The organism is Pannonibacter carbonis, from assembly GCF_003012935.1.
Classification (GTDB): Bacteria; Pseudomonadota; Alphaproteobacteria; order Rhizobiales; family Stappiaceae; genus Pannonibacter; species Pannonibacter carbonis.
On sequence record NZ_PUDR01000014.1, the window covers coordinates 1 to 16,483 of the forward strand.

Sequence of the window (16,483 nt, forward strand, 5' to 3'; positions counted from 1 at the left end):
CGCCACGACGCAGGGTTTCCCCGGTCTCCGGCGAAACGATCGTCTCCGGCAGCTTCTGTTTCGATACCGCCATGGTCATTTCTCCTTGAACGACATGACCGTGAACTCGGTGATGACGTCGGCCGGGAACTTCACGTAGAGCGTCAGATCCCGCGCCGGGACATGGTAGACGTCCTGCCAGAGCCGGTGATCAGCGAAGGTCGTCATCGACTTGTAGAACATTAGAACATGCGCCCCTCTATTCCGGCGATGGTTTCGACCACGCCCGACCGGTCGAAACCGACACTATTGGCATCGCGAAGCGCGGATGACGTCATCGCCAGCGTGCTGACCGATCCCAACGCGATCTTGATCGCCTCGAGATCATAGGTCGGGCGCTTTTTTTCCCATCGCTCAATCTGCCACCTTAATGGTGGCAAATAAAGAGAGATGAGAGAGGGGGAGGAGAAAGAAGACCTTGCTCGCGGATCGGCCGAGCCGGTGTCGCTGACGCTCAACCGCGTCCTGCGCGATCCCAGCCCGTCGTCCCGCGCAGGGCTGCTAGCCCCGCTTGTCCAGCCGGGCAGGGGTGCTCGGGCGCAGTTGCACCGCCCCGTCCGCTCCGCGGGCCGGAGGGGGTCTTCGGGAAGAAGACGGAGAGGGACCGGAGTGAGGCTCCGCGTCCGCAACCCCTGGAAGGAGCATTCCCATGCATCTGATGAAGGTCGATCCGCGCGCGCTAAAGGACAATCCCGACCGCACGCGTCAGACGAAGTCTACCCCGCAGGCCGACGCCCTGCTGCTGGCCACCATCAAGGCCGTCGGTCTCGTGCAGCCCCCGATGATCGCGCCGGAGAGCGGCGGCGGCAATGGCTACATCATCGACTCCGGCCATCGCCGCGTGAAGCAGGCGATCAAGGCCGGCCTCGAGGAGATCGAGGTTCTGGTGGTCGACGCCGCCAATGACAATGGCGCCATGCGCTCCATGGTCGAGAACATCGCCCGCGAACCGCTCAACCCGGTCGACCAGTGGCGCGCCATCGAGCGGCTCGTCGCACTCGGCTGGACCGAGGAGGCGATCGCCGTCGCGCTGGCCCTGCCGGTGCGCCAGATCCGCAAGCTCCGGCTGCTGGCCAACATCCTGGCTGCCATGCTGGACCAGATGGCGAAGGGCGACATGCCGAACGAGCAGCAACTCCGCACCATCGCGGCTGCCTCGCTCGACGAGCAGAAGGAGGTCTGGAAGGCGCACAAGCCGAAGAAGGGCGATCCTCAGGTGTCGTGGTGGAGCGTCGCCAACGCGCTCACGAAGAAGCGGATGTATGCGCGCGACGCCAGCTTCGGCGATGACCTGGCACAGGCCTATGGCATCCAGTGGGTCGAGGACCTGTTTGCGCAGGCCGATGAGGACTCGCGCTACACGACGGATGTCGAGGCCTTCCTCGGCGCGCAGCAGGAATGGATGACGAGCCACCTTCCGAAGAAGGGGATCGTCACCGAGGCTAATAACTGGGGTCAGCCCGAACTGCCGAAGAAGGCGGAGCGTCTCTACGGCAAGCCGGGCAAGGGCGACTGCACGGCGATGTATCTCGACCGCGAGGGCAAGGTGCAGACCGTGCACTACCGCATGCCCGAGGAGAAGAAGGCCAAGGGCAAGGCCGACGCGGCTGTCGACGATGTCGGTACGCTGGCGAAGCCCCGTCCGGACGTCACCCGCAAGGGCATCGAGATGATCGGCGATTTGCGCACCGACGCGCTGCACGAGGCGCTGTCGCGGGCGCCGATCGAGGACGACATGCTGATGGCGCTGCTGGTGCTCGCCTTCGCCGGTCAGAACGTCCGCGTCGATTCCGGCGCCGGCGGCGAGTTCCGGTGGGGCAGCCGCTTCGGGCGCCATGCGGCGGAACTGTTCGACCAGGAGGGTAAGCTCGCCTTCGACATGGACACGCTGCGCATCGCCATCCGGAGCGTGCTGATCGACGTGCTGTCGTGCCGGGAAAATGCGACGAAGTCGGGCATCCTCGCCCTCGTCGCCGGTGATGCGATTGGCGCGGACGGGTTCTTGCCAAACATGGGCAGCGACGACTTCCTGTCCTGCCTCTCGCGTCCGGCACTGGAGGCGTCGTGCAAGGATACGCCTGTCATGCCGCGCCAGCGCGTCAAGGACACGCGTGCCGCGCTGGTCGAGCATTTCAAGGAGGGGCACTTCGTCCACGGCTCAGCGCTGTTCGCGCCGGGCACCGCGACGCTGAGCAAGTGGCTCACGGAGCACAGCGCCAGCGCGGACGATGACGACGGCACGCCCGCCGATCAGGACGAGCTCGATGGCAACGAGGCGATCGAGCCTGCGCACGATTTCGACGCGGACGAGGACCGTTTCGACGAGGCCGACATCCCCGAGAGCTTCCGCGAAGCCGCCGAATAGGCCGCTCCCTCTTCTTCCGAATGCACTTCACCGCCGCCGGTCACTCCGGCGGCGGCTTCGTTTCAACGCCTCGCGCAATCACGGAGGACACCATGTCCGCACATCTCATCTATGACCACGCACCCATAGGTTCGCTCATTGCCTGGTCCGACGGCGCGCCACGCCCGCCGGAGCGTCATCGCAAAAAGCTCGCCGCCTGGCGGAGCACCAACAGCCGGGGGCGGCTGATCGCCAGGCGCGGGGACCGCGCGATCGGGAATCTCTCCCTTTCGGCTACCTTCACCGTGCACGAGGCCGATTACGGCGCCGGTGGCGTCGTCGCCATCCGCGTGCATCGCACCTTCTCGCTGGAATCGGCGCTCAGCTTCACCATCGTGGAACGTCCCGCCATCGGCTCGGTGCGCGTGTTCGACCGTGCTGGCGAAGGCGCCGAGCTCGTCCATCTCGCCACGCATCGCGCCGCGGCCGAGGAATGGCTGTCTCGGCACGGCTATCCCCGCGCCGTTCTCGAGGAGGTCACGGAAGACGAGGTCGGCGCCGACATCATTGAAGGGAGAGCGGCATGACCAGCCCCCTTCCTGCCGGAAGCCCTTCTTCCTCGAACGTCACCCTTCCGGAGGTGGCGTTTGGCATCAGCGCGGACGGCTACGCCGTCGGGCGCGTCGGCGACAATGCCTTTGCCATGCTGCCGGGTCGCGACGGGCGGCATTATCTCGCCAGCGGCTGGAGGATATCCCGTCCGCTGGCCGAATGGCGCCGAGACGATTTCTATGGCCATTCGGGCGAGATCGCCGATGAGGCGGCGTTCCGGCTCCGCGTGCAGGAAAACGCCGAGCATCAGCGTGAGTGTCATGTGCTCGGCCGTCGCAAGATCGCGTCGCGTCTTCCTACGCCGTGGGGCACATCGCAGGGCGCGACGGTCTATGCCGAGGGCGTCGAGTGTCATTCGACTGCCGGCCACGGCGGCTTCAAGCTTTCGGCCGAGCGCAATCGCAAGGTCCATACCCTGCTGCGGGTTGCGGGCGGCTTCTACGAGGAGGACGAGGCCTGGGCGATCGTGGCGATCACCTTCCCGCATCTGTTCACCAGCTTTGAGCGGCGCTGCGCCGAGCGGATCATGAAGGATAGCTGGCCGGATGCGTGGGAGACGATCTTCGGGACGATCCTAGCTCCGGGTGAATCGCGCGAGAAGGACCGTCGGGCATTCGAGGCGGCCCATGCCGGCAACTGGATTGTGATCTCGGCGATCACCTCCGATCAGCAGAGGGGCTTCGTCGAGTGTGTCGCGACACCGGGCGGGCGACTAGGGCCGGGGACCGAGGAACGGCGTTTTCTTGTCCCTTCGGATGAGTATTCGGTCCGGCGTTTCGGGTTCGTGATCGATGCCGATCGACATGCCGTCTATGGCGGACCGTCGAGCTTCATCGGCTGGCAGGGGAGGGGTTCATGACTCCCGACGCCGAGGCCCGTGCCCGGCTGTTCCGCATGGAGGAGGCGCGCCGGCAGATCCAGCGCCAGCTCGACCAGATCGAGCGGCAGATCACGCGGCGCATGACCGCGCTGATCCCGCAGCTCCAACCGAAGCGCACCGGCTACCGGCACGGGAAGCCGACTGATCCAAAGGCATTCCTCGAACGCTATCGCGCGCATCTGTCCGCGTTCACGGCCGAGCGCCAGCCCGAGATCGACGCGCTGTCCCGCAAGCTAGCCCGGCAGGACCAGGCCATCGCGGCGCTTCGGGCGCGGGGCGATCTCGACCTGCGTCGCGCTGCCTGACCGGCGGCGGATTCCGCAACATGGATATGGAGGGCGCTATGCCTGTCTACGTCATTGAAACCACCTATCACCTGCCGGTCTATCGGCAGCGGCTCTACGAGGCCGAAACCCTCGACGAAGCCTGTCGCCTCGCCATTGAGGACGAGGGCTGGGACGACGAGCGGTCCGACGTCGACACATCGGGCGAGACCTATGTCACCGGTATCTGGCAAGGCGCGGAACGGGCCTACCAGGGGACCGCTCTTCCTATCCCGGCCTCGTTCCACGAGACGGTCCAGTACGAGGCCGAGCTCTTCAACGAGCTTCGGGCGCTTGTTCGGGAGCCGGTGCGGCCAATGGGCCTGTCCCGGGAGGAATTCGAGCGCTGGCTCCCCAAGGCCCTCGCGACGATCGAAAAGGCCGATGCGATACAGAATGGCAGGTGAACGACCTCGGTACTTCTGCCATATTACTTGAATACAGGGAGCGCCGCGATGGACGAGACGACAAGAGCAGCTTTCGAACGGCTTCTGCACATCGCCCGCGGCGATACACATCAGTCGCGCCGTGTCGCGAACTTCGTCCTCGCATGGTGGAACGCCGACAGCCTCGGCGGGTTCGATCTCGCCGACCTGTTCGCGGTCGATGCGGCCATCGCCCAGGATATGGCGCAGGTCTTCGGCCATGTCGCCAGTCTCTCCGCCGCGGAGTACCCTAGTGAACATCGGGCCGAGATCGAGGCTGTCATCGCGCAATGGCGTCCGGACGTGTGGACGCGCTCGCTGGAGACAGCCTGAGCACAATCCGGCGTAGCTCATGTCGCGATAGGCACTGAGGCAGCAGCGGCATCATCTCTCCTGTCACCAACCTTCGAAACCGTCATCCCGGTGTTGTGATCACGCGCTCGGTTTGATACCGGCCAGATCATGTGGCGGGCGGCATGCTCGCGAAGAGCGCGCCCTGTCAGCGAGGCAGGAGTCGGACTCTCGGAAACACCCCACAGCGGAAAGCGGCGGAAGGGCAGGGAGGTGGCGGCGGGGAGCTGTTGTCTCCTTTCCGGTTGCCTCGGTTCACCTGAAACGCGCTCACCGGCATCTCCTCGGGTTTGCTGCGGTCTGAACCGTCTGCCGGGCACTTCAAGGCCGCGTGCCGCGCCGCGTGGCGGCCGGCCTGTACCGATCTCGGCAGACCGGGCCCGCGTCCTGCGCGAGGGCTTGCGCCCTGCTGGTCCGCAGACCAGGTCCGCTCGCCTGGCAAAGGCCGGACCCTGAAGCGCCCGGCGGCCGCCGGTTCCATTCGACCGCACCCGAGGGGACGCCGGCGAGCGCTGGCCAGGCCTCGGATCGAAACCGGAAAGGAACCCATCATGGCCAAGGCCGCCCAAACTTCCCGCTCATCCTCCCGTGTCGTCCAGCTCCGCAAGGGCACCACCGTTGAGATGGTCCGGCTTGCCTGCCCCGACGCCCACCAGGCCGCCCTTATCTCCGAGAGCTTCGGCCTCCCGGTCCTCGATAGCGACGGCATCCGCGAGCAGCACGAGCGCCTGATCGTCGAGAGCGCCGACGGCCTCAAGGAGGGGCTCGGCGAACGAGCGATGCAGATTCATCTGCAGCGCATCGTCGGCGCCTATGTCGGCTCCGCCCACGGAGCCGGCCAGTTCTACAGCCGGGCCGTTACGGAAGCGCGTGATGCCACCGCCAAATCGGCGAACGACATACGCGACGAGGACCTCGACGGTCCGGTCGGCTTCGACAGCGGCGCCCAGCGCAAACGCGAGTTCGCGGCCGACATGGGCCTTCAGGCCCACGCCCTTCGGATGGCGGCCGAGGGCGCCGTCGCCGCCTACGAACAGGTTGTCGGCGAACGCTGGAAGCCCTTCGAGCGGCCGGTCGACAATCCCGGCCACAGCGTCGATCGCAAGGCGGCCGAACTCCAGATGGCAGCTCTCGGCTGAGCCGCCTCGGGCGGGGCCTCAGTCCCGCCCTTCTCTCTCAATCGGCTGGCGTCGCTCCCGCGGCGCCAGCCTTTTTTCATATCGCTGCGCTCGGAGGAAGAAAAAGAGGGGGGATAGCGGCGCGCGTTCGCACCCCATCCCGACTCGTGGTCCTGCCGGGCCCGGCGGCTCGCGCAACGGCTTCGCCGTCCTCCACTCCGTTGCGGTCCCTGCGGGATGCGCAACCCTCCTGATCGACCCGGCCTCCGGACCGTCGTGACGGGGTCGCGATCGGCGCGACCTCCAAGACGGAGGTGTGAAAATGAGCAGGAAAGAAGAGAAGCCGCGCGTCGACGTCTATACGCGCATCACCGACAGGATCGTCGCGGATCTGGAAAAGGGCGTGCGGCCCTGGATGCAGCCCTGGCGTTCGAGGAACGCCATCGGCCGCGTAACTCGGCCATTGCGTCACAACGGCTTGCCGTATTCCGGCATGAACGTGTTGCTGCTGTGGTCCGAGGCCATGGCGCGGGGCTATGTCTCGCCGGTCTGGATGACCTTCAAGCAGGCGATCGAGCTCGGCGGCGCGGTACGCAAAGGCGAGACCGGTTCGACGGTCGTGTTCGCTAGCCGCTTCACCAAGGCCGAGGCCGACGGCCACGGTGGCGAAGTCGAGCGGGAAATGCCCTTCTTGAAGGCGTACACCGCGTTCAACGTGGCGCAGATCGACGGGCTGCCGGATGGCTATTATGCGAAGGCAGAGCCCGTCCGCGATCCGATCGAGCAGATTGAGGAGGCCGACCGCTTCTTCGCCAATACTGGCGCGGTGATCCGCCATGGCGGCGATCGCGCCTTCTATTCTCCCGGCAGCGATCACATCCAGATGCCGCCGTTCCAGACCTTCCGGGATGCAGCGAGCTACGTCGCCGTCCTCAGCCATGAGGTCACCCACTGGACGGCGGCGCCGCATCGCGTGAACCGCGATCTCAGCCGCTACGGCAAGGACCGGAGCGAGCGCGCCCGCGAGGAACTCATCGCCGAGTTGGGAAGCTGCTTCCTCTGTGCCGATCTCGGCATCGCACCGGAGCTCGAGCCGCGGCCGGATCATGCCAGCTATCTCGATTCCTGGCTCAAGGTGCTGGCCGAGGACAAGCGGGCGATCTTCACGGCGGCCGCGCATGCGCAACGCGCCGTGGCCTTCCTGCATGGTCTGCAGCCGGCAGCTTCCGAGGATCGGGAGGCCGCCTGATGTTCCACGCTCCGAATGCTACGGGGGAGGGCGGCGAGCCCTCCCCGATCCGGTTGCGCGCGCTCTCGCTCGGGGCCGGGGTCCAATCCACCACGCTGGCCCTGCTCGCCGCCCATGGCGAGATCGGGCCGATGCCCGACTGCGCCATCTTCGCCAACACCGGCTGGGAGCCGAAGGCGGTCTACGAACATCTCGCCTGGCTGATGTCGCCGAACGTACTGCCGTTCCCGGTGCACATCGTCTCGGCCGGTAGTATCCGCGACCAGCTCGTGCAGGCTGGGGAGGGTAATCGTTGGGCCTCGATCCCGGCCTTCGCGAAGACGGTCACGCCAGCCGGCGCCGAGGTTCCGGTCCTGGACATGGACGATGTCGGCGAGCTGGTTGAGGTCGCGACGCGGCGCACGACGACCGAAACCGTGTCCATCGGTATGATCCGCCGCCAGTGTACGACCGACTTCAAGATCGTGCCGATTCGCCGCAAAATCCGCGAGCTCGCCGGCCTCACCCGCAAGCGCTCCCCATCTTTTCCGGTCGTCGAATCCTGGATCGGGATCTCGACGGACGAGGTCGTGCGCGCGAAGCCGAGCTTCGAGCCGTGGCAGATCAAGCGTTTTCCGCTGATCGAGAAGCGCTTCAGCCGAAGGGATTGCCTTGCCTGGCTGCGCCGGCTCGGCTATCCGGAGCCTCCGAAATCCGCCTGCATCGGCTGCCCATTCCACGACAGCGCACGCTGGCGGAATATGCGCGACTATGATGCGGAAGCCTGGGCTGACGCGGTCGAGGTCGATCGCGCGCTGCGCCATGGCCTGCGCGGGATTCGTGGTGAGGTTTTCCTGCATCGCTCCTGCGTGCCGCTTGACGAGGCCGATCTTTCGACGGCGGCGGACCGTGGTCAGCTCGATCTGTTCGGCAACGAGTGCGAGGGCATGTGCGGCGTGTAGGCGCGTTTTCCGAGCATTTGAGACCGCTACGCAAGAGCAGGCATGACCGCGCCGCCATCATACGCCTTTCCTGTTTGATACGCCCGACCCACCTGCGGGCTCGATGGGGCATGTCTGACCGGAGACCGGCTGCGCCTCGACCGTTATCCCGCAACGGCCGTCCTCGACTTTCTTCCCCTGGCGCTGCGCGCCATTCCTCGCGGTTCAAGAAAGCCGCTTCCGGCCGCCCTCCATTGCATTGCGGCCCCGGTGGGGTGCGGTCCGATCGTCTCCGGTCTTTGCGACAGCCATCGAGGCGCGGTGGGCGTGGCTCGAAACTCAAGGAAAGGCACATATCATGGCGACCATCGGCTCCTTCATCAGCACCAGTAACGGCTTCTCAGGCTCGATCCGCACTCTCACCTTGAACGTCAAGGCCAAGTTCGTCCGCATCGAAAATCCCTCCGACAGGGGCCCGCACTTCCGGATCGTCGCGGGCGGAAACGTGGAACTGGGCGCCGCCTGGCAGAAGCACTCCGAGCAGACCGACCGCGACTACCTCTCGGTCAAGCTCGACGACCCGAGCTTCCCCGCTCCGATCTACGCCACCCTGGTCGAGGTGGAAGGCGAGGAAGGCCTTCAGTTGATCTGGTCCCGGCCGAACCGGGACTGAAGCTCTCCCGTCCAAAACGGCCCTGCCAGACGGCAGGGCCGTTTTCGTTTTGCTGTCAGCTTTTGACCGTATCAAACGCAGCCCGTGTTCCACGGCTCTCGCCAGGTGCCTGCCGATAATCGGCGCGATTCACTGCGGGTTCCCCCCAACCATATCGACGCATCGCGCACCGCTTGGCCCAGGGACGGGGCGATTCATGAGGGTTCTCGTCGTCAGCGCTCGGGAGACTATGATGGCCTTCTTCGAAGAGTGTGGATAGCCTGGCCGCGTGGGCGCGCGGCCGCCCATCCGTTGACCCAGTGCTGGGTTGGGTTCGCGGTGAGAGCCGAGCGTCGACATCGGCGTCATCGATGTTATTTTCCGTCGTCGCTGTTGGGCTTGCGGGCTGGTCGCCTCGGAAGACTGCGTCCGCTGGCGTATTGTTCGAGAAACAGAGCGACTATGCGCCACGAGGCTCCCCGAAGGCGGTCCAATCCCGCTTTCATATGATGGCGTCCTGGTCCAACCCCGGATCTTCCACGATCAACCCTTAAAGGGTCTGCTACGCGAGCGTGCGGCCGCTGCGGCTGCGCCTGCGCGGTGATCGCGACCGGTGGCCGGACCTTTGAGGATCCATCAGCGGGAATTGGCCCGCTCCAGATGGAGCCCCAGAAAATGGCACACGATCTCTCCCTCGCCCAAAATCACGCCTTCAACCTCGCCCGCACCCTCATGATCCCCGTCGTCCTCTTCCAGACCGGCTCCGAATACGGCGTCATGCCCGCCGAAGAGCTCGAAGGCGACGAGGTCGTCATCCTCTTCGAATACGATCCCTACGAGGGCGCCCGGGCGGTTCACTGAACCTTCCGCGGTCGCCGCTCCGACCCCGCCCGCGGGCGGGGTCCGTCGCGTCAGGCCGATGAGGCCCGGACAGGCATCGAGCCCGCCCAGCCCTCACAATGCGAGACAGAGCCGGTAGCTGGGCGCTGCGTCCGTAGGCATGGTGGACGGAAGGCTTCGGGGGCGGGCGTTTAGCCTGCACCATTCGCCGAAATCGCTTCTCCTGCTCAAGCGGGTGGTCGCGCTCTATCCTGCCGTTCAGAGCCGGTTCGAAAGCGGATGGCGGATTGGCCTTGGTCTGTCCCTCAGATGATAGCCACGTTGCCGCTTCAGGCGCAGCAACGCCAAGAACATGGCGACGGCTTCTTCTTCGCGAGGGAAATTGTGCTCCATCGTTTGGCCCTGCGATCCGATACGACCCCAACGGCGCGTCAGGCATATGTCGCCGAACAGCGTGGGCGCGATAGACATGGCGTAGAACCTTGCCATGTTCTTTGATGCGTCCTTCCGTTCGATATAGAGCTGATAGGGCTGCGTGATCATATCCAAAGAGTCGCGCAGCTTCGGTTTTGCGTCCAACGACTGTTTTGAATCGGTTACAGCCGTTCGATTCATGGGATTGATGGATGTCGTTCGGGCGAGGCGCTCGGACGAGCGCACGGCTCTATTCGCTGCGCTCACCGAACCCGCAAAACGGTTTCGGCCCGTGCGGGTGACGATCCTCTCGCAGCAGACCGATGGCAGGTGGCATTTCCCGAGGGCTTATGGTCCGTCGCCACGATGGATTCGAAATTGGCAAGATTATATTATATATGATTTTTGCCCCAAAGGGACTAAAAACTAATGCGAAACGATCAATGAGGTTGACGCACTGACACCAACGTTATAGATTGCTTGATATTTGATTATGGCCCTCGAAGGGCAATGAAGCCATGGACGTCAATCTCCGTACGCTCGGCCCGGCCGAGGCCAGGGTTGTCCTGTCGTTCCAGGAACAGGGACGAACGATCGTGCGCGTAGGCGACGTGAGGGAGATTCTTGGTTCAGAAAGCACCACCCGCAAGGTCATCCGCAATCTCGTGCGCAAGGGATGGCTGTCCCGCATCATCGGCGGCAGGTACATGCTGTTGCCGTCGGAATACGGTCCTGAGAGCTTTGGTGAGAACAACGTGCTGGCGCTTGCCGCTGCCGCTGTCGATCCGTCCTATGTCGGTTGGTGGTCTGCGGCCTCCTGGCATGGCTTTACGACCCAGCGCCCGATGATGGTCCTCGTAGCCGTGACCAGGCAGGTTCCCGCCAAGGTGATAGACGGAACGGAAGTCCGCTTCGTTCAGCTTGCGGAGCGCAAATTCTTCGGCTTCGAAAGCTACGACATCTATGGGCGTCAGGTTGCACTCTCGACGCCCGCCAAGACGCTGGTCGACTGCCTTGACCGACCCGACCTATGCGGGGGCCCCTCGGAACTGACCCGCATTGCGTATGCCGCGCTGGGCGACGTCGACCCGAAAGACCTCATCGACACCGTGCTCGCCTTGAAATCCAAAGCCGTTTCGCAGCGGCTCGGTTTCATTGCCGACCTCGTGGGACGGCCGCTGCCCCAGGATCAGCGTCAGGCCCTGCGTAGGAATATTCCATCAAGCTACCGGTCGCATTTCGGGCGGCCCGAGCGCCGGGAGGGCGACGTCGGCTATGTCGCCGCCTGGGGTCTGTTCGTCAATGCGAGAAAGAGCGACCTGATGGCTGAAGTCCTTCGCTCCGGAGGGGAAGGCTGATGCTGTCGGCGAACGAGCTCAGAAAGATCGCTGCGCGTTCGGGCGCGCGCGATATCGGCAATGTCGAGATCGACGTCATCCTCACCTTCCTGCTGCAGTTGTTCGCGGAGAAGGGCATCATGGACCATGTCGCCTTCAAAGGTGGCACGATGCTGCGCAAGATGGTGTTCGGGCCTCGCGGCCGCCTGTCGACGGATCTCGACTTCACGCGCCATAGCGACATTCCGATCGACGACCTCATGCTGATGATGCTCGAGGCTCTTGGCCAGCCCTATCACGGCCTGTCGTTTCGCTTCGACAAGGATAAAGATTGGTATCTCACGGACGACGGCTGCGCGGCCAACCCGGTCTGCTTTCATGACGACAATCCGAAAGGCGTGAAGATCAAGTTGCAGGTCAGCACGCGCGAGGAGCCGGTTTTGCCTGTGATGCCGGTTGACCAGATCAAGCAGGACTATTTCGCGCAGCTGCCCTTTGTCCCGGCCGCCATTCCCTCCTTGGCGTTCGAAGAGGCTGTCGCGGAGAAGATCCGCGCGGCCAGCCAGCGCTCCAAGATCCGCGATCTTCATGATTTGTCCGAAATCGCGGGGCGACCCCTCAACCAGGAACTGGTCCGCGCTCTTGCGGTCGTGAAGCTCTGGAACAGCGGCGGTGACGGGCTCGAATATGAGCGCTTCGCGGATCGAGTGAAGGGAAGCGCCGACTATGATATCGCCGACCTGACGAGCCTGCTGCGCCGGGATCAGAAGCCCGATCTCAAAGGGATGATTGCGCGCGTGATCGAGGGCTACCGCTTTCTCGGTAACTTGACCGATGCCGAAAGGCTGCTCGCCGGAGATGGCGCGCGCAAGAACCGCAGCGCTGCTAAAGACCTCGTTGATATCCTTCGGAAGGGCGGGTGATCCCGGCGGCCAACTCCATTTGCCTCGGGGCGTGCGCGGGGCCGCTAACGAGCGTGCGGCAGAGGCGGAGCTTGATCTGGCTTCGGCTCCAACCGCCTCAATAGGTGGGACCCCGGTACTCTCTGGAGGCCTCCTCCGCTTGTTCCGAGACGTCTGATGCCGCGCTGCGGTGATTGTCCGCCGGCCGCTTGCCCCGGCAATCGCTAGACGGCAGACGAGGTCAGGCTCGGGCTGATATGATGCTCTGGCAGGCGGTCTGAACGTCGTTTGAGAGCTCGGGTGATGGCGGGGTCCATCCATCCCCGTGGAGATCGCGAAGCGCGGCCAAACCATCTCCTGTCCGTTGTCATGGTCGCCGACCCTTCCGCGGGCTCGATGGGGCATGTCTGACCGCAGAACGGCTTCGCCTCGATCGTTCTCCCGCAACGGCATCGATCGATTTTCTGACCCCTGGCGGTCCCTGCGGGCGCCGCCATTCCTCACGAACTAACAAAATCGATAGTTGCCGCCCTCCATTGCATTGCGGCCCCTACGGGGTGCGGTCCGATCGTCTCCGGTCTTGTCGACAGCCATCGAGGCCGCGAAGGGCGCGCCCCGAAAACAGCAAAGGACGAGTACCATGGCCACCATCGGCACCTTTACCTCCACCGCTACTGGCTTCAACGGTTCGATCAAGACCCTCACCCTCAACGTCAAGGCCCGCTTCGAGCGGATCGAGAACCCCTCCGAGAAGGGCCCGCACTTCCGCATCTTCTCCGGCGCCGTCGAGCTGGGCGCGGCCTGGCAGAAGCACTCCGAGCAAAGCGGCCGCGACTATCTTTCTGTCAAGCTGGACGATCCAAGCTTCCCGGCACCGATCTACGCCACCCTGGTCGAGGTTGAAGGCGAGGAAGGCCTCTCGCTCATCTGGTCCCGGCCGAACCGGGATTGAGGAGCCGCCCCAACCGGCCCCGCCACTCGGCGGGGCCGGTTGGACGAGCGAACGGCTCTATGCGCAATGCGCGGTCGAACCCGCGGCGCGGGTCGACCTGCCGTGACGACCCTCCCGCAAACTTTGATTGCGGTGACAATATCCGCAATCGAGGCGGGGCCGTACCGGTTCAATCCAACGCGCACCAGTCGCGCCGTGCTTCGTTCCAGCGCCGCGCCAGCCCCTCCGCGACGAGCATCTCGCCGATGGACTGTTCGCCCCGAGTGACGGTCCGCAGCTTGCGGCCATACCGATCCATATCACGCCAGACCGATGACAGACTGAACCCGCCGGCGTTGAGGAGAACCAGCAACTGGTCGCGGGCGAGCTCACCGGCATGCCGTTCGTCGCGACAGCGCGGAGAAGCGATCTCTGGGGCGTCGATGTCGGCGATCCTGATCTTGTCACCCTTGAACCAGAACGTATCGCCGTCAACCACGCAATTGACCCGGACCGGTCCGTCGCACAGCGAAAACCGCGCCTCGTGCATGTCGATCCGGGGGAGCTGACGCAGCCGCCCGGCTTCCGTGCGTAACTTGTCGGCGAGTCCTTGCGCCGGACCGGCGCGCTGGAGCGCGGCGATCAGCAATACGCCGAGCAATACCGCGCCCAGGATGAGCAGGAGTAGGCGCGGGGCGATCACGTCTTTTTCTCCGGTCGAAACCGAACCTGCCTAACGCACGCCTTCATGTCGTTACGCCGGAACCAGATGGCGCGGCCGCATCGCAGCGGCGCGTTGCCGGCGGTGAACACGATCTGCTCGTCGGCCCGCATGCGCAGCACCTCGTGCGGCTGGATGAGCGGGCGGGAGGCGAGCTGCTTCGAGCGCGTGCGCGAGGACCCGGAGGATTGCGAGGAGCGGCTGACCTGGTCGATCTCGACCGTCGTCATGCCGCAGCGCCTGGAGATGTAGTCGGCTGTCTCGGGATCGTTGACGGCGGCAAAGCTGATCCATGACGCCGACTCGAACCATTTGCTCGCCGCGTCCCGGCCGCCCCAGGTCTCGCGCATCTGGCCGATGGATTGGAACAGCAGTAGCAGCGTGATGCCGTATTTCCGACCGGCGTCGCGCGCGGTTTCGAGGATGCGCATGAAGCCGAGCCGGGCCACCTCGTCGAGCAGGAAGAGCGCGCGCCCGGTCACGTCGCCATTGCGGTTATAGATCGCGTTCATGAAGGCGCCGATGATCACGCGGGCGAGCCCCGCATGGGTCTCCAGCGTCTTCAGGTCGAGATTGATGAACACGTCGGTTCCGCCACCTGCCAAATCGTCAGTGACGAAGGATCGGCCCGACACCAGCGCAGCGTAGTTGGGATAGCTCAGCCAGTGCGTCTCCTTCACCGCGTTGGCGTAGACACCGGAGAACGTCTCCGGCGTCATGTTGACGAAGACGGCGACGTTCTCCTTCACGAACTGCGATTCCGAACCGTCATAGATCGCCTGCAGCCGCTCGCGCAGCTTCGGCTCCGGCTCGGACAGATTGCCGCGCACCTGGCGCAGGGTCTGGTCCTTTTTTTCCGTATGCCCGGACAGGCAGACATCGGCGATGAGCGCCGTCAGAAGCTGCAGGGCCGAGGCGCGAAAGAAGTCGTCGCGTACACCCCGCGAGCCGCCGCTGTCGCTCATGATCCATGAGGCGACGGCGGCGATATCCTCTTCCTTGGTGCCGCCAAAACGTCCGATCCAGTCGAGCGCGTTGAACCCCGTCGCCGGCTGCTTCGGATCGAGGACATGCACGGTGCGCCCCGCGCCTCGCCGATGCTCGATCACCATCGGCGCGACCTCGTTCGACGGATCGAGTGCGACGAGCGCGCCGCCCCATTTGAGCGCGGTCGGGATCGTCACCGACGTCGTCTTGTAGCCGCCGGACCCGGCGAAGACGATGCCGTGCGACGAGCCGAAGGAGGCGTCAAAGCAGAGTAGCGGCGAGCGGCCGCCTGAGCCCCAGCTCTGCCAGTCCATGGCGCGGAACGGCATGGTCGCGGCGCCGTCCTTGTCGACACGGTAGCGCTCGCCGACGACGATGCCACCAGCGTCGGGAAAGAGCCTCGTCGCTTCCGGCATCGTCATCCAGTCCGCATCGCCATGCAGCGCGCGTTTGCCATGCACGCGCTTCGGCATCGGCGCGGCAAAGGCGGCGTTGCCCTTCACCGCGACGCGCAGTGCGAAGCCGGCTGCGATCAGGGTCGCGCCGGCACCGATCATGTAGGCCGGATCGATCTGGGAAAGCGACGCTGATCGCGCTGTCGCGCGCAGCACCGCGATGACGATCGCCATCGCGCAACCCGCGATCACGCCGCACCCCGCCGTCCGAATGCTAGCGGCGCCGGCTGCGGCGAACAGGAAGATCACGCCGATCGCGGCTGCGGCGAGGAAGGGCATTGCGAGTCCGGCGCGGCCGAACATCAGGCGCTGCGCGTCCGTCTTTCCGAGTGCGGCAAGCGCCTGCTCGAATCCGGACACGCCGATCAGCGCCCCGATCATCAGCGCGATCGGCGCGATTGCGATCAGGAGCCTATTCGGCGTCATAGCCGAAGGCTTTCGCGCCGATCGCCGCAAGCCGTGCTCGCTCGGCATCATCGGATTTCAGCCGGTGATCGAGCTCGATCAGCGCCCCGAGCAGGACGGCACGTTTCTCATAGCGCAGGCCCGCCTTGGCAATCAGTCCACCCAGCTCGATCTTCTCGCGCGTGTCCTTCTTGCGGGCTTCCGAAGATGCTGCCTGGTTCATGCGCTCAGCCCTCGCCAGCGCCGCTCGCAGGCGCCCCAGTCTCGACCTTCGCGGGCGAAGCGCCGGGCTCGCCGGCTTCACCGCCCATTTTCTTTCCGGTCGCCTTACCGCCCTTCCCACGAAACCGGCCGGCGAGTTCCTCGAAAGCGGCCTGCAGATCGCTTTCCTCGATCTCGATCTCGCCGAGACCGGCCTTCAGGGCGATGCGCCCGATGCGCTCGGCCTCCCGCGTCTCGGCAGCCTTGAGCTGATCCTGGAGGCGAGCGATTTCCTCGCGGATTCTCGATGACGGCTTCTTCATTCCGGTTGGGTCTCCATGCGGTGTCCGGTTCGGCGGATTGCATGGAGAATCGTG

21 protein-coding genes are annotated in these 16,483 nt (G+C 64.9%); 14 read left to right on the forward strand and 7 right to left on the reverse strand.

Translation table 11 applies throughout. The features are described 5' to 3' along the window. Positions 1-75: 75 nt before the first annotated feature. Complete coding sequence (locus C8348_RS22445; protein WP_198647113.1) at positions 76-222, reverse strand: type II toxin-antitoxin system MqsR family toxin; 147 nt, start codon at positions 220-222, stop codon at positions 76-78. Further along, positions 222-497 carry a type II toxin-antitoxin system MqsR family toxin gene (locus C8348_RS22450; RefSeq protein WP_198647114.1) on the reverse strand — a complete coding sequence of 92 codons (276 nt, stop codon included), beginning with the start codon at positions 495-497 and terminating at the stop codon, positions 222-224. Before C8348_RS22450 ends, C8348_RS22445 begins: the two co-directional genes overlap by 1 nt. A 191-nt stretch (positions 498-688) precedes the next feature. Between C8348_RS22450 and C8348_RS17635 the strand changes: the two genes are divergently transcribed. The 11 genes from C8348_RS17635 to C8348_RS17685 all read left to right on the forward strand — a co-directional run bounded on the left by C8348_RS17635 (position 689) and on the right by C8348_RS17685 (position 9,774). Further along, positions 689-2,404, forward strand: a complete 1,716-nt coding sequence (locus C8348_RS17635) for a ParB/RepB/Spo0J family partition protein (protein WP_106754622.1) — start codon at positions 689-691, stop codon at positions 2,402-2,404. A gap of 92 nt (positions 2,405-2,496) precedes the next feature. Further along, a complete protein-coding gene (locus C8348_RS17640; protein ID WP_106754704.1) occupies positions 2,497-2,970 on the forward strand; it encodes a hypothetical protein in 474 nt (157 codons plus the stop codon). After that, positions 2,967-3,854, forward strand: a complete 888-nt coding sequence (locus C8348_RS17645) for a DUF7007 domain-containing protein (protein ID WP_106754623.1) — start codon at positions 2,967-2,969, stop codon at positions 3,852-3,854. The genes C8348_RS17640 and C8348_RS17645 overlap by 4 nt, the downstream gene beginning before the upstream one ends. Further along, positions 3,851-4,180, forward strand: a complete 330-nt coding sequence (locus C8348_RS17650; RefSeq protein WP_106754624.1) for a hypothetical protein — start codon at positions 3,851-3,853, stop codon at positions 4,178-4,180. The genes C8348_RS17645 and C8348_RS17650 overlap by 4 nt, the downstream gene beginning before the upstream one ends. Before the next feature lie 38 nt (positions 4,181-4,218). Continuing rightward, positions 4,219-4,605 carry a hypothetical protein gene (locus C8348_RS17655; protein WP_106754705.1) on the forward strand — a complete coding sequence of 129 codons (387 nt, stop codon included), beginning with the start codon at positions 4,219-4,221 and terminating at the stop codon, positions 4,603-4,605. 48 nt (positions 4,606-4,653) lie between these two features. Next, on the forward strand, positions 4,654-4,956 hold the full coding sequence (locus C8348_RS17660; RefSeq protein WP_106754625.1) for a DUF7673 family protein: 303 nt from the start codon (positions 4,654-4,656) through the stop codon (positions 4,954-4,956). 569 nt (positions 4,957-5,525) lie between these two features. Further along, positions 5,526-6,113 (forward strand): hypothetical protein, encoded by a 588-nt coding sequence (locus C8348_RS17665; protein WP_106754626.1) that lies wholly within the window; start codon positions 5,526-5,528, stop codon positions 6,111-6,113. Positions 6,114-6,414: 301 nt separating this feature from the next. Beyond that, positions 6,415-7,341, forward strand: a complete 927-nt coding sequence (locus C8348_RS17670; protein WP_106754627.1) for an ArdC family protein — start codon at positions 6,415-6,417, stop codon at positions 7,339-7,341. Beyond that, positions 7,341-8,282: a hypothetical protein gene (locus C8348_RS17675; RefSeq protein ID WP_106754628.1), complete on the forward strand. Its 942-nt coding sequence runs from the start codon at positions 7,341-7,343 to the stop codon at positions 8,280-8,282. Before C8348_RS17670 ends, C8348_RS17675 begins: the two co-directional genes overlap by 1 nt. Before the next feature lie 337 nt (positions 8,283-8,619). Next, on the forward strand, positions 8,620-8,934 hold the full coding sequence (locus tag C8348_RS17680) for a DUF736 domain-containing protein (RefSeq protein ID WP_106754629.1): 315 nt from the start codon (positions 8,620-8,622) through the stop codon (positions 8,932-8,934). A 654-nt stretch (positions 8,935-9,588) separates the two neighbouring features. Beyond that, a complete protein-coding gene (locus C8348_RS17685; RefSeq protein ID WP_106754706.1) occupies positions 9,589-9,774 on the forward strand; it encodes a hypothetical protein in 186 nt (61 codons plus the stop codon). 237 nt (positions 9,775-10,011) lie between these two features. Here the strand turns inward: C8348_RS17685 and C8348_RS17690 are convergent, their stop codons facing one another. Next, positions 10,012-10,413 carry a WGR domain-containing protein gene (locus C8348_RS17690; protein WP_198647115.1) on the reverse strand — a complete coding sequence of 134 codons (402 nt, stop codon included), beginning with the start codon at positions 10,411-10,413 and terminating at the stop codon, positions 10,012-10,014. 272 nt (positions 10,414-10,685) lie between these two features. Between C8348_RS17690 and C8348_RS17695 the strand changes: the two genes are divergently transcribed. From C8348_RS17695 to C8348_RS17705, 3 genes are all read left to right on the forward strand, one after another. Next, complete coding sequence (locus C8348_RS17695; RefSeq protein WP_106754631.1) at positions 10,686-11,525, forward strand: type IV toxin-antitoxin system AbiEi family antitoxin domain-containing protein; 840 nt, start codon at positions 10,686-10,688, stop codon at positions 11,523-11,525. Beyond that, positions 11,525-12,427, forward strand: coding sequence for a nucleotidyl transferase AbiEii/AbiGii toxin family protein (locus C8348_RS17700; RefSeq protein WP_106754632.1), 903 nt, complete (start codon positions 11,525-11,527; stop codon positions 12,425-12,427). The genes C8348_RS17695 and C8348_RS17700 overlap by 1 nt, the downstream gene beginning before the upstream one ends. Before the next feature lie 619 nt (positions 12,428-13,046). After that, entirely contained in the window at positions 13,047-13,358 is a 312-nt protein-coding gene (locus C8348_RS17705; RefSeq protein ID WP_106754633.1) for a DUF736 domain-containing protein, read from the forward strand. Positions 13,359-13,527: 169 nt separating this feature from the next. On the opposite strand, the gene C8348_RS17710 is transcribed toward C8348_RS17705, so the two are convergent. From C8348_RS17710 to traC, 4 genes are read right to left on the reverse strand one after another with little or no spacing between them, the layout of a single operon-like run. Beyond that, positions 13,528-14,040 carry a thermonuclease family protein gene (locus C8348_RS17710; protein WP_198647116.1) on the reverse strand — a complete coding sequence of 171 codons (513 nt, stop codon included), beginning with the start codon at positions 14,038-14,040 and terminating at the stop codon, positions 13,528-13,530. Continuing rightward, positions 14,037-15,926: a Ti-type conjugative transfer system protein TraG gene (traG, locus tag C8348_RS17715; RefSeq protein ID WP_106754634.1), complete on the reverse strand. Its 1,890-nt coding sequence runs from the start codon at positions 15,924-15,926 to the stop codon at positions 14,037-14,039. Before traG ends, C8348_RS17710 begins: the two co-directional genes overlap by 4 nt. Further along, complete coding sequence (traD, locus tag C8348_RS17720; RefSeq protein WP_106754635.1) at positions 15,913-16,128, reverse strand: type IV conjugative transfer system coupling protein TraD; 216 nt, start codon at positions 16,126-16,128, stop codon at positions 15,913-15,915. Before traD ends, traG begins: the two co-directional genes overlap by 14 nt. Before the next feature lie 4 nt (positions 16,129-16,132). Next, positions 16,133-16,429 carry a conjugal transfer protein TraC gene (gene traC, locus C8348_RS17725; protein WP_106754636.1) on the reverse strand — a complete coding sequence of 99 codons (297 nt, stop codon included), beginning with the start codon at positions 16,427-16,429 and terminating at the stop codon, positions 16,133-16,135. Positions 16,430-16,483: the final 54 nt, after the last annotated feature.